We start from the raw sequence: 12,655 nt of genomic DNA on the forward strand, positions 1-12,655 counted from the left end.
TCATGGGTTGGTTTAATAATTTAAACGTCCGTTACAAACTGCTATTACCGATAGTGTTGTTGGCGTTGGTACTGATTGGAATTGCTTCGGTCAGTATGGTCAACTTTAAGTCGGTGGCAGGCAGTGTCGACAAAATTTCAGCAGAGCATCTGCCGGGGCTGAACTTTTTACTGCAAGCGGACCGGGATTTGCACCAGGCCCAGGTGGCAGAGCGAACCTTACTGTCAGTTGAGCCCGGGAGTTCGCAGCAGCAACAGCTCATCGACACGCACAACGAAAATATTAAGCAAGCACAGCAACGGGTCGATAAGTTCCTGGGGCTTACCTCAAGCGAAACTGAGCGCGAGATGGTGGCCGACTATAAGCAAAAGAGTAAGGTCTGGGTTGCCACATCCGAGGAAGTTATTGAACTGCACGCCAGCGGTAACGTCGATGCGGCAGTGAACTTAAGTCAGCGACAAAGCGGACCCGAGTTTGAGACAATGCGGAATGTTCTGGATCAACTGGAACAGAGACAAGAAGAGGCTGCGTTTAATCAGACCGAATTAATTAACTCAACTATTGCACAAAGTAACTGGACGCAAAGCGCCGTACTTATTATTGGTCTAGCGATTTGTGTGCTTCTGGCTCTGTTCTTCCCTCCGTTAATTTCTAAGCCACTGAATTTATTATTAGAGCGTTTTCGTGATATGGCCAAGGGTGAGGGTGACCTAACCGCCCGTATTCATCTGCAACGTACGGATGAACTGGGAAAAGTTGCTGATGCGTTTAATGAATTTGTCGAAAAACTGCAGCGCACCATTCAGAAAGTGAACAGCATGGCTGAGCAGGTCGCCACGGCATCAGAGCAATTGTCCAGTATTTCAGAACAGTCTAACCAAAGTATTAAACAGCAGCATCAGGCCGTTGAGCAAGTTGCGACCGCTATTCATCAAATGTCGGCAACGGTGGATGAAATTGCTAAGAATGCGAATGAAGCGGCGCAGTCAGCTCAGGAAGCCGATGCACACACGAAAAGCGGTCGACAAGCAGTGGACCAGACGGTTGATGCCATTCAGGCGTTGGCCTCTCAGGTTCATAATATTACGCAGGTCATCGATAAAGTCGCTGATGATAGTAATAACATTAACCGCGTGATTGAGGTGATTGGTGGTATTGCGGAACAAACCAATCTGCTGGCGCTCAACGCCGCAATTGAGTCGGCACGTGCCGGTGAGCATGGCAGAGGTTTCTCAGTGGTCGCTGACGAAGTGCGGACGTTAGCGAGCAGAACACAGCGGTCGACACAAGAAATTCAGGACATGATTGAGCGTTTGCAAAGCGCTACCAGTGAAGCTGTGACTTCTATGAATGCCGGACGTGAGAGTGCTGATGCGACAGTGGAAAAAGCACAGCGGGCAGATGACGCGCTAAAAGGAATTACCGAAGCGGTAACAGAAATCAATGACATGAACAGTCACATTGCAACGGCGGCCGATGAGCAAAGCTCGGTTACCGAAGACATTAATAAAAATGTCAGCACGATAACCGATATTGCGGAGCAATCAGCGCAGAGCTCAGCGCAAGTGAGGGAGTCGAGTGACGATTTGGCGAAATTGTCGATGTCACTGCAAAAGGAGCTTCGTCAGTTTAAAATTCACTGATCATTGTCGGCATAGCCACTGCCGATGGCACTGAAAGGTAATTTCAGGCCAAGTTCCGGGAATTGTATGGCTATCCAGGCCGGAAAGGTATTACTGTTCGGGCCTGGTAGAACTTCGTATTGATTGGCCCATGGATAGCGTAAGGCGGCAGCTTTTATGTCGGGTATTAACTCAGCGGCTTTCTCGCCCCGAATCGATAGGAGTTTTGCCGGTTTTGCACCATACCAGTAACGATCAGGGTTTGCTGTTTGGTAACTACGTAATGCCGGGCGGCCGTGCTCTACACCCCAGCCAACCACTTCGTAGACAGTGTACTCACTGGCATCCTTCGGCTTTACCGCCAACCAGGTGTGAACCGCGAACCAGCCCCGCCAGCCAAAAGCATCGGCGGCATACGCTTCTATTACCGCTTGTTTTTCAAGTTCAGGGTCAGGTGCTATGCCTGCAGGCTCTCTGGATGCGTCGCGCCAGTCACCCGATGAGCAACCAAAAAGAAATACGGTTGTAGCCGCAGCAATGACTATATTGCGCATATTATCAAACCTCACTTAAGTTACGCTATTGCGGTGTTGCCATTCGGACGCGAGGTGCTCTTCCGCTTTAATCACCTGTTGCAACTGCTCGGCTGCGTGCCACACATCTTCAAAGCTGGTATACAAAGGCGTAAACCCAAAACGGATGTAGTTCGGAGCCCGGAAATCGGCAATAACACCTCTTTGAATCAGTGCCTGACAAAGACCGTAGGCATGCTCAAAGTAGTAGGACAACTGGCTACCACGCTGTTCTCGCTGCTGAGGCGAAATTAATTCCAGGGTTGTATCAAGGTTGTGGTCTTTCAGCGATTGATGAAACACATCGCTCAGCTGTAAGGACTTTTCTCTCAACTTTTCCAGACTAACGTTCTTAAAAGCATTAAGCGCTTCGTCAACGGCCGCCATTGCAATAACCGAAGGCGTACCGGTCAGCATCTGCTGTATTCCTTCTGCCGGTTCGTACTCTGGCGTAAAATCAAACGGACGCGCATGACCAAACCAGCCGTTCAAAGGTTGTGCCATCGCTTTGTGGTGGTGTTTTGCAGCATAGATAAAGGCGGGCGCCCCAGGGCCTCCGTTTAAATATTTGTAGGTGCAACCAACTGCAAAGTCTGCGTGCCAGTCATCCAAGTGCACCGGCATTGCTCCGGCACTGTGGGCCAGATCCAAAATAACCAACGCCCCTTTTTCATGGGCACTGCTGGCTAGCTGCTTTGCGTTCAGTCGTTTGCCCGTTCTGAAATTAACCTCGGTTGCTAAGACAACAGCCGTTTTGTCATCAATGTGCTGCTCTAACTCACTCTCTTCAACTAACTTTAACTGGCAGCGGTGTTCACCAATAAATTGAGCAACCCCCTGCACCATATACAAATCGGTTGGAAAATTGTCTTTTGTTGATACGACAATGTTGCGCTCTGAGTCCAGGCTTTGAACAAGGGAAAGTGCTGCGGCTAATGCTTTAAATAAGTTCACCGATATGGAGTCGCAGCATATGGTTTGTCCTGGTTCTGCTCCTATCAGACGGCCAATTTTTTCACCGACGGTCAGTGGTAGATGGATCCAGTTATGGTCGTTCCAGCTACTGATAAGATCGTGTGACCACTGTTGTTGAATGACGTGCTGCAAACGTGTTGCGGTGGCTTTGGTCATTGCACCCAATGAGTTGCCGTCCAGATAGACTTTATTTTCCGGTAATTGAAACTGTTCGCGATACGACGCAAAGGGATCGATGCTGTCCAGTTCCCGTATGTCGGTCAGGTTCATGGGGTAAGCTCTTTATTTAGTCGCTGAATGATTGCTTTCCATGCAAGTGAATGAGGGTGTATCAAGTCAAAGTGGCCTGCACCGTCAATTGTTTGTCTGTGTACGTTAAGTCCACGAGTTTGGCTCATAGGGACAATCGCATCAGCAGTTCCCTGCATAAGCCAGGTATTGTCGTGTAAGCGTTGTGGTTTAGCACTGGCCTTTTCGTAATCGTTTTTGTCCGTATAGGCGGTTTCCATTAAGGCTGAGGCTGCACGGTTACAGCTGCCTTCTATTTGGGTGTAACTCACCATGTCAGTTATAGCCGCAAGTCCAATAACCGTATCGATGTTGTCAGAAGACGAGGGAACATTTGAAGTGGCAAGAAGGGCCAGGTGGCCGCCGGCCGAGTGTCCCATGACTGCAACGGGCTGGTCATTTAACTTTGGCTGTATATATTCTATAGCGGTCTTTACGTCGTTTAAGCTGGCCGGCCAGTCTCCGCCTTGCTCGCCAAGACGACGATATTCAACGGACCAGACATTAAAGCCTGCGTTTTTTAGCGCGCTACTTGCGGGGTAAGTGTGACTGATATCGTACTCTTTTAACCAACAGCCCCCGTGAATAAAAATCACGTTTGCCGCCGAATCAGGCTGAACAGGGGCACTCCAGTACTCAATATACTGGGAGGGTTGAGACCCGTAGCGGTAGCTGGTTTCTGGAGCTTCAGAAGGAAGCTCAAGCACTGACTGAAAAGAGACTTGCTTCAAAGGGGAACTGTTAGCTGAAGCATTGGAACTAACCAGACTGAAAATAAAAAGGCTAAACACACTCAGTTTAACGGGGAGTTTCATTGAGTAATACCACCGCTCTAAATGTTTATAAGTGAAAAACCTGAGAACCATACAAGTATTTTCAAGAAGGCTCAACAAAATTGTCTCATTAGCAATAAATGCGTCATTTATTCGTCATCGTATCGTCAACTGACCTAAGTAAATTGGCCCGGCGTTAACACGTTAATCACTCAAATTAGGGCTTAAAGAGTTATGACTACTCATAAAAAAATACCGGCATTACCGTTTCCAAAAAATAAAGTATTAAACTCTGTTATTGCAGCAATTTTTACACTAAGTGCACCAGTTGCGTTTGCGCAACAAGACACATCTGATGAACTGGAGCGCATTGAAGTCACCGCACAAAAACGGGTGCAGTCTATTAATGACGTGCCAGCCAGTATCACTGCATTTGAAGGTAGTCGCCTGGACGCGTTGGGTTTAAATGAACTGGATATGATTTCAGATTTGACTCCCGGGCTAGTCATCCAGGAGCAAAGCCCTAACAACCCGGGGTTTGTTATTCGTGGTATTACCTCGGACAGCGGTTCTGCTCAGGCCTCTCCGCGAGTGTCGGTTTACTACAACGGCGTGGATGTTTCGCGTTCACGGGGATCCTATTTTGAGTTGTTCGACATAGAGCGAGTAGAAGTGGTTAAAGGTCCGCAGGCAACATTGTTTGGTACAGCGGCATCGGTTGGAGCAATCAGTGTGATAACCCGTAAGCCAGAAGCTGATTTTTCTGCAGAAATTAATGTAGGCGCGGGGAATGAATCTCAGAAGAGATTGGGAGGCTTCATTAATGGCGGCAATAATTCAGTGAGTGGGCGTTTTGCCTTCATTTATCGTGAACGTGATGGTTATATAAAAAATATTGCTGAAAATCAGGATGATATGAACGGTCTGGATAGGGTCGCTCTGCGTGGTTCTCTTCGTTTTCAACCTAACAATGCGGTAACTGCTGATTTAATTTACAGCTACGAGAAAAACGAAGACACCGGAACGTCCTTTAAGAATGGTATTTTCGCGCCAACCGGAGGTGATACAAGCCCTTATAGCTTTGTTGAAATGACAGGTAGTCCTTATTCTGCTTCGGTATTAGGCCGTGAAAAGTTGGGTCTGGACAGAACCGTTGACGATATTAACTTAACCGTAGACTGGACCATTAGCCCACGCCTGAGCTTTACCTCGGTGAGTGGTTACCGCAGCTTCGATTCACTGGAGGTGTTTGACGCAGACGGTACTCAGGCCTGGTTCCTGGAGTTTGGTGAAGACGCCGAAGGCGACCAGTTCAGCCAAGAGTTTCGCTTTAATTATGCGGCGGATAATCTTTTAACCTTGTGGGGTGTTAACTACTTTACGGAAGATGGCAGCCAGCGCGTGCCCTTTAGTACCGAAGAGTCCATCTTCTTAAATTGTGCAGGCGCCTTGCCAAGCGGTTTGCCTTGTATTAATGCCGATGGTTCGGTTAATCAGCTGACACCGGTATTAACGGGTGGCGCCTTGCAAGAAATACCTTACGCTGGCGAATTTACTAACTTTGGTGATAATGAGTCCTGGTCTGCATTTGTCGATTTAACTTACCAGTTAAACGAGAAAACCGAAGTTGCTGCGGGGGTCCGGTATGTTTCAGAAGATCGTGAAAGTGGTTTCTCTGCTACGATGCCGAACAGCCAGCTGTTACCTCTGCTTGGCCTGCCGACACAAACCTTACTGCCGACGGTGTCTACCGACGGAGAGGTATTCACTGCGAGCAACAGTTCAGACGCGTGGCTGCCGCGCTTTAACGTGATTTATAAATTAAATGATGCGAACAACTGGTTTGCAACGGTTTCTAAAGGGCGTCGCTCTGAAGTGGTCGACGTCAGTTCAGCTCGTAATGCAAATGGCGAAGTTGTACGCGATTTTGATTTAATTCCGGCAGAAGTTATCTGGAACTATGAAACTGGTTTAAAAGGCAATTTAACCGAAAACCGAGTGCGTTATTCTGTCTCGGTATTCTATCAGGACTACTCCGATTTTCAGGTTACTCTACAAGATGACTCGGGTAACTTTTATACGGCAAATGCAGGATCTGCAACTAACTTCGGTGTGGAAACAGAAATTAATGCCAATTTAGGTTCAGGTTTAGAAGTATTTGGACATCTGGCTTATCTGGATGCGAAAATTGACGATGAGAGCAGTAACGGCGATTTAGCTGGCAACCGATTCCGTTTGCAACCTGAGTGGACCTCAAGCCTTGGGGTTATTTATGAAAAATCGATGTCGGATCAATACGCTTTGCGCGGCTCTGTAGTGGGCACTTACCGCTCGGAAGTTTTCTTTGAACCGGAAAATGCACCGATAGCCGGGCTGGATATTAGTCAGGATTCGGTCTCTCTAGTGAATGCAACCTTGGGTCTTTATAATGACTCGGCAAACTGGAGCTTGGCCTTAAAAGCGACAAACTTACTGGATAAAGACTATCTGGTTGATGCAGGGAACACCGGAGGTAGCTTTGGCAACCCCACCTTTATCGCAGGACCACCGCGTTTATTCTATTTAGAGTTTACCAAGAAATTTGGGATGTAAAATAGACGTCAGAACAGCAAAAGGGAACCTGAACGGTTCCCTTTTTTGTGTAAACTGCTGCGGTTAACTACCGATATAGCGAGCTTTGTGCTTATTAACGACGTGATAATCTCTACTGCGAATATTGTCGATAAACACCCACTCCGCCTCTACAGCGTCTTCCGATGCCAGTAGGTTCATATAGCCGCGCTGATGTAGGTTGGTGTACTTTAAGTCCTCAATAAGCGTCGGAAGCGCTTTAGCGAGTTGCTCTGCCGTTTTTTCATCCAGGCTTAAATAGGTTTCCATACCCGGAGAGGAAACAGAGGATGTCGCAAACTCAACGCCAATGTGAGAACCATCAGCACTGCGTAGTTCACTGTGCCAGGCATTGTGTGTGTCGCCGGCGATAACAATCAGGGGTTTATTGGCTTTTTGGGCCGCACGGTACAATAACTCCCGCTCCATGGGGTAACCATCCCAGGCGTCCAGATTATACGGGGTAATCTGCGTTACCATTGCCTGTTGCTGCGGCGTTAATGTTTCACCGTTTTTGAGGCGTTGTTTAAGCTCGGCTACCTGTAACAGTATCGGCGTGACTTTGCTGCGGTCACCCGCTGAAAACGCAGCTGCCGGGAAGTTCATTTTTCCCATCAACAGCTGTTGCCCCAGAACCTGCCAGCGGGCTGAACTGTTATTGAGTTTATCGACCAACCACTGCAACTGCTTTTTACCCATAATACTGCGGTCACCGGAGATGTCCCGCTGGAATTTTTCTGCATTAAATTGACCGCTGGCATCGCGATAATCATCATAATTGAGTTGTTTATCGCGGCCTATAATTCGGGTGTCCAGCATGATCAAATCGACAAGATCACCGAATTTAAAGTCCCGATATATGGTAAGGTTTGCTTCGCCCTGTGGCGGGCGAATAGGAAGCCATTCATAGTAGGCCTGAACCGCGGCCGCTCGTCTTTCGATAAAGCTTCCTTCGTCTTGCTGGTGGTTTTCAGCACCATTTTTCCAGGTATCGTTACTGATTTCGTGATCGTCCCATACCGCTATAAAGGGGGCGTGGGCGTGCAGTGCCTGCAATCCTTCATCGGTACGATAAAGCGCATAGCGACGGCGATAATCGGTCAGGGTAAAAAGCTCGGTATCATTATTATCCGGTAACCCGCGGCCAATTTCTTTTGAGCCTTCTGTTGCGTAGCCATCTTCTCCGTATTCGTAGATGTAATCCCCTAAATGAATAACGGCGTCGATAGCCTCGTCTTTTGCTGCTTCTGTATAGGGATTGAAATAACCGGCTGGATAATTAGCACAGGAAAACACAGCAAATTTTAATGGTCTTAATCCCGATTGAGGAAGGGTTTGTGTTTTGCCGGATGGGCTCTGGCTGCTTTTGCCTAAAAAACGATAATAATAACGCTGGTTAGGAGATAGTTGAGTGACGTCGACTTTTACGGTGTAATCGCGACTGGCGCTGGTTGTGGTTGTGCCAGAACGAATAATGTTTGAAAAGCCTTTATCAGTGGCCAGTTCCCAGCCAACGGTTACCTGTTTTTCTGCGCTGTCTATTGGCTCTGCGCGGGTCCATAACAGAATGGCGTTTGAAGTTGGGTCGCCGCTTGCCACACCATAACCAAACTTGACTGAGCTGCGCTCGTTAACTTTGCCAATGCCTGCGCAGCCCTGTAAAGCCGTCGATACCGTTACTGCCGCTCCTGTTGCGGCAAATAATTTTAAAAAGTCACGTCGATTAAATTGCTTCACTCTTTTTCTCCATGCATTTTCCCAGAATAAAAGAAATTACTCTGCGGATATGAAGGCTTAATGACAGTGAAGTTTTAGTTCGGCGTTAACTTATGCATTATCGTTTTTGGGCTTGAGTTCCAACGCCTGAATTGCTGCGCGAACGTCTTGGCCTGATGTTTCCTGATACACCTGCAAATCAAATTGAGGCAGTATGGCAAAAAGATGATCGAAGATATCAGACTGGATACCTTCATAAATTTCCCAGGCAGTGTCGCTGCTGAAGCAATAAACTTCTATGGGTAGACCCTGAGGCCCAGGACTCAGTTGGCGAACCATTAAGGTGAGCCCTTGATGAATATCCGGTCTGTGTTTCAGGTACTGCTTCACGTAAGCTCGAAAGGTACCAATGTTAGTTACCTGACGCCCGTTAATGGGGTCAAAGCCTTGTTTCTCTAAGCCCAGGTTCCATTCAGAGATGTCTTTTTCTTTTTGCTCCAAATAGTCGCTCAGTAGAGAGAAGCGTTTGAGTTTTTGCTTTTGCTCCGCCGATAAGAAGTGAATACTGTTTTGATCAATATACAAAGCGCGCTTTATACGACGACCACCGCTTTCCTGCATTCCGCGCCAGTTTTTAAACGACTCTGAAATCAAGCGCTTGGTCGGGATGTTGGTAATGGTTTTATCCCAGTTTTGTACGCGCACGGTGTGCAGTGCAACATCAATGACATCGCCATCGGCATTCAGTTGAGGCATTTCAATCCAGTCGCCTACGCGAAGCATGTCGTTAGATGACAGCTGAATACTGGCAACCAGCGACAGGATGGTGTCCTGAAATACCAACATAGCCACGGCACCCATGGCACCTATGCCTGACAACAGAATAATCGGCGAGCGGTCCAGCAGCGAAGCGATGATGAGAATAGCGGCGACGACATAAACCACAATTTTGGCAATTTGTAGGTAACCTTTAATAGGTTTTTCATGCGCGTCGGGCTGCCGACTGTAAATCTCATTAATGCTGGTCATGGCCGCACTGAACGAGCGGGCCAGCGTTAAAATTAAATACGCAATACTGATATTACGTATGATTGTGGTGGCAACTTCCGGTAAGTCGGGCACTAAGTAAATGCCGGCGGACAGAACCAACGCAGGAACCACTTGTGCCAAACGGTGGACAATAACGCGGATACCAATACCCGGGTCACTGCCTAACTGAGTTTGCGATAATAGTCTGGAGACACCGCGTAATAAAATGTTTTGAGTGATGAGCTGAGAGAGCCATACTGCGACAACGAGAATAACGCAGGCACTCATAGTATAGGCCCAGGGTTGTGTTGAGGCCCACTCGTGAAACCACTGCGGGTAGTCCAGTTTCATCATAGTTTTTGTTCCACCGCTGCTTTTAAGTCCTTTCTAAAGCCCAACATAAATACCACCTCTGCTACAACGAATAAAGGCCCAATGGCCAGACCCATAATGTCATCAACGAAAGCCGGTTTTCGGCCTTCAAAATAGTGGCCAATAAACTGAAATATCCAGCCCACGATAAATAAACCGATACTCCAGCTAAGCCAAAAGGTAGTGGGTAATGCGGCAATATCGCGACCAATGGATAAAGATAACCACAGGAGCACAGTCATTAATAAGCCGAGCTTTATATCCAGCCGTATGTAAAAGATCACCGAGGCTAATACCACTAAGCTGGCAGGAGTGATCAATAGATAATCTAACGGCAGGGCAGGTCGTGATAACAAACTAATGATGCCGACAACAATCATCGGTATGCCCACAATGTGAGTTGCCACATTCTTACAGTTACGATGATAAGCCGCATATTGCGCTAAGTGATCAACGATGGTTTTCATAGGTTTGCCACTTGGTAACAAAATAGAGACTTAGATTGCTACGCACATGGCGTGTTGTCAATGGACGCCAGAGGTGCAGAGTCCTTTATTTTTTTTATTGCCGGGCCTTTAACTAACCGATAACCTAATACCCTTATTTTTATAAGGTATGGAATAGGGGAAGTTCGGTGGCGTTTGATTACGGTTCGATAGACCTTGGGTTAAAAAACCCGTTTAAAACTGAAGGCTTGATAACAAGTATGCGCGGTGTTGTGCAATCGCTGTTTGGCATTTACTTGTTGGTTGCGGGAGCGGGCTTTGTTAAGCAGGACGCGATTACCGGTTGGGTGTTGGCACTGTTTGGCATTTTACTGTTAGCCGGTGGTATTAAAGTGCTGAGTGGCGGCACAATGGCCATGCTGCGCTACTTTGTTGGTCGTAATCACCCGACTTCGTTGGCGCGTAACTTCAGTAAATCTGAGCGTAGCACAGCCCAGGAAGAGTCGCGTTATGTGGCTTATAGCGACCAGGCTCTGGAAGAAATGCTTATGGGTCGTAAAAATAGCACTTTTATAGAGCCTAAAGGGTTATTGGCCCGAATTGCTCATACTGTGTTTCCCAAACTACTGTTTATGCCTTACCCAATAAGGAATATGGCGCAACGCCTGTTAGGGGCCTGGGTACGTACGTTAACGGCAATGGTCGCTTTCGGCTTTGCAGCATTTGTTTCGCTGGCCGGGTTTGCTGGTGATGCCGGCGTCCTCGCTTTCCCGGTCTATACGGTGTTGTTAACACTGTATTTAATGCATGTGTGGAAGGCAGCAGGCAAAGCGATATCTCGTGTTGCGGAACAGTCTATTGACTCTATGGGCAGTGGTGATTTAGTCAAAACCATCGCTTTTTCTTTGCTGTTGCCCGTTATTGTTGGTTTACTCGTTAGCTGGTGGATGAATGCTGCTGACTTAACAGCGGAAACAGTAGCGCAGCAATTTGCGGCCTTACCGGATTTTCATGCGGGTTGGTATTTACTCGGTATCTTTGTGGGCGCTGTCGCTTGTACCTTAGTGACGGTTGTGTTGCTGAAAAAGAGACTGTCTGACGCGAACCCCGTTGCCGAAGTGTCTGAATTACGGGAAAACTGGCAGGAGTCGGTGCATCCCAAAGAAATTTTCATTAACCTGGATAACCTGGTAATGGCAAACCGCCGTTATCGGGAAGTACCAAACCGTGTCTACCGTGAACTCGAGCCGAACCTGCAAGAGCAGGTGGACGGGAAAGGCGCTTTTAGTGGCGAAATGATTCAGGAAATTCAGCCCCGAGTGAAACCCATGACGTTGGGAGCGGTTTTTGAGAAGTTCCGTTTTATCAGTTTGTTGCTGGGTAATGGCCTGTTTATTGTAGGAATACTCTTCACGTTCTTTTTAGCTTATGCCTCGGTCGACGTGGTGAAGTTTTTGCAAAGTGTCAATTACCAGCTGTCAGAAAATACAACCTACGGCGAACTAATGGCGTTTGCGGATATCGCCATGACAGCGGTTCACTTTTTGTTAATTGGTTACGTTTTACGCGCTTTTGCACGTATGACCGCGAATATTGCGCATTTGTTCTACGCAGAAATTCAATTTGAATCGATGCTTATTTATTTTAAATGCGAAGGCACTTTCACCGAGTCTAAAATTTCAACTGGTGCGGGCATTCATGACAGTACCCGCTCAGAGAACACCTTAGTACGCAGCAGCATTACACCTTGGGTTATTGTGTCTCGCATTGTGTCGACAACGTTTGCAGGAACCGGAATGAAGAATCTGGAGCACCCTCGCCACATTTTGGAAATGCATAAGTCAGACAGTGAGATGGCCTCTATTCGCAACGATGTCATCGATTTTCTGAAAGATCGTGAATCTATTGCTTCTATTACCAGCAACAGAGATTTAGGCAATGCGTCGCAAATTCATCAGTTGAACGAGCAAACTCGTGCTATGCCAACTAGTCAGGATAAGTTGCAAGAAAATAAAGCACGGGCTTCCGATGATGAAGCCGCAGGCTACTTGCGCCAGCAAGAAGAGCTGAGTGCAGATGACAAAGAAACCGAAACAGAAAAGGAACGTTGATTTTAATCAAGTAAATGCGCGGACGAGCCGAAGCTCGTCTGCCCTTGCTACCAAGGTCGTAATGCAGCAACGTTAAGTTTCATGGAAACTGTTCGATAAATAAACATGGCTTGTTGCGTTGTTTACGTCTTACGGAAGCAA

General features: G+C 47.4%; 9 protein-coding genes. 3 read left to right on the forward strand and 6 right to left on the reverse strand.

Features of this window, described 5'->3' with window-relative positions:
• The first annotated feature begins 2 nt into the window (after positions 1-2).
• Complete coding sequence (locus tag RBK99_RS04475; RefSeq protein WP_317503444.1) at positions 3-1,643, forward strand: methyl-accepting chemotaxis protein; 1,641 nt, start codon at positions 3-5, stop codon at positions 1,641-1,643.
• Here the strand turns inward: RBK99_RS04475 and RBK99_RS04480 are convergent.
• From RBK99_RS04480 to RBK99_RS04490, 3 genes are read right to left on the reverse strand one after another with little or no spacing between them, the layout of a single operon-like run.
• Positions 1,637-2,176 carry a DUF3750 domain-containing protein gene (locus tag RBK99_RS04480; RefSeq protein WP_317503445.1) on the reverse strand — a complete coding sequence of 180 codons (540 nt, stop codon included), beginning with the start codon at positions 2,174-2,176 and terminating at the stop codon, positions 1,637-1,639. The two genes, RBK99_RS04475 and RBK99_RS04480, sit on opposite strands and share 7 nt — an antisense overlap.
• Before the next feature lie 15 nt (positions 2,177-2,191).
• Positions 2,192-3,439, reverse strand: a complete 1,248-nt coding sequence (gene kynU / locus RBK99_RS04485) for a kynureninase (RefSeq protein WP_317503446.1) — start codon at positions 3,437-3,439, stop codon at positions 2,192-2,194.
• Positions 3,436-4,272 carry an alpha/beta hydrolase family protein gene (locus RBK99_RS04490; protein WP_317503447.1) on the reverse strand — a complete coding sequence of 279 codons (837 nt, stop codon included), beginning with the start codon at positions 4,270-4,272 and terminating at the stop codon, positions 3,436-3,438. The genes kynU and RBK99_RS04490 overlap by 4 nt, the downstream gene beginning before the upstream one ends.
• 192 nt (positions 4,273-4,464) lie before the next feature.
• Here RBK99_RS04490 and RBK99_RS04495 point away from each other — a divergent pair, with 192 nt between their 5' ends.
• Positions 4,465-6,822, forward strand: coding sequence for a TonB-dependent receptor (locus RBK99_RS04495; protein ID WP_317503448.1), 2,358 nt, complete (start codon positions 4,465-4,467; stop codon positions 6,820-6,822).
• 63 nt (positions 6,823-6,885) lie between these two features.
• Here the strand turns inward: RBK99_RS04495 and RBK99_RS04500 are convergent, their stop codons facing one another.
• From RBK99_RS04500 to RBK99_RS04510, 3 genes are all read right to left on the reverse strand, one after another.
• Positions 6,886-8,577 (reverse strand): alkaline phosphatase D family protein, encoded by a 1,692-nt coding sequence (locus tag RBK99_RS04500; protein ID WP_317503449.1) that lies wholly within the window; start codon positions 8,575-8,577, stop codon positions 6,886-6,888.
• 90 nt (positions 8,578-8,667) lie between these two features.
• Positions 8,668-9,939, reverse strand: coding sequence for a mechanosensitive ion channel family protein (locus tag RBK99_RS04505; RefSeq protein ID WP_317503450.1), 1,272 nt, complete (start codon positions 9,937-9,939; stop codon positions 8,668-8,670).
• A complete protein-coding gene (locus RBK99_RS04510) occupies positions 9,936-10,424 on the reverse strand; it encodes an Mpo1 family 2-hydroxy fatty acid dioxygenase (RefSeq protein ID WP_317503451.1) in 489 nt (162 codons plus the stop codon). The genes RBK99_RS04505 and RBK99_RS04510 overlap by 4 nt, the downstream gene beginning before the upstream one ends.
• A 167-nt stretch (positions 10,425-10,591) precedes the next feature.
• Between RBK99_RS04510 and RBK99_RS04515 the strand changes: the two genes are divergently transcribed.
• The gene (locus tag RBK99_RS04515) at positions 10,592-12,514 is read left to right on the forward strand and encodes a hypothetical protein (RefSeq protein WP_317503452.1); all 1,923 of its coding nucleotides are present in this window, start codon (positions 10,592-10,594) and stop codon (positions 12,512-12,514) included.
• The last annotated feature ends 141 nt before the right edge of the window (positions 12,515-12,655 follow it).

This window comes from Idiomarina solivarensis (assembly GCF_033052755.1).
In the GTDB taxonomy this organism is placed as follows: domain Bacteria; phylum Pseudomonadota; class Gammaproteobacteria; order Enterobacterales; family Alteromonadaceae; genus Idiomarina.

What these genes read in the sequence shown, in the direction of transcription:
- RBK99_RS04505 (WP_317503450.1), bottom strand. Translation starts at nt 9,939, where the DNA reads ATGATGAAACTGGACTACCCGCAGTGGTTTCACGAGTGGGCCTCAACA.
- kynU (WP_317503446.1), bottom strand. Translation starts at nt 3,439, where the DNA reads ATGAACCTGACCGACATACGGGAACTGGACAGCATCGATCCCTTTGCG.
- RBK99_RS04475 (WP_317503444.1), top strand. Translation starts at nt 3, where the DNA reads ATGGGTTGGTTTAATAATTTAAACGTCCGTTACAAACTGCTATTACCG.
- RBK99_RS04480 (WP_317503445.1), bottom strand. Translation starts at nt 2,176, where the DNA reads ATGCGCAATATAGTCATTGCTGCGGCTACAACCGTATTTCTTTTTGGT.
- RBK99_RS04495 (WP_317503448.1), top strand. Translation starts at nt 4,465, where the DNA reads ATGACTACTCATAAAAAAATACCGGCATTACCGTTTCCAAAAAATAAA.
- RBK99_RS04510 (WP_317503451.1), bottom strand. Translation starts at nt 10,424, where the DNA reads ATGAAAACCATCGTTGATCACTTAGCGCAATATGCGGCTTATCATCGT.
- RBK99_RS04490 (WP_317503447.1), bottom strand. Translation starts at nt 4,272, where the DNA reads ATGAAACTCCCCGTTAAACTGAGTGTGTTTAGCCTTTTTATTTTCAGT.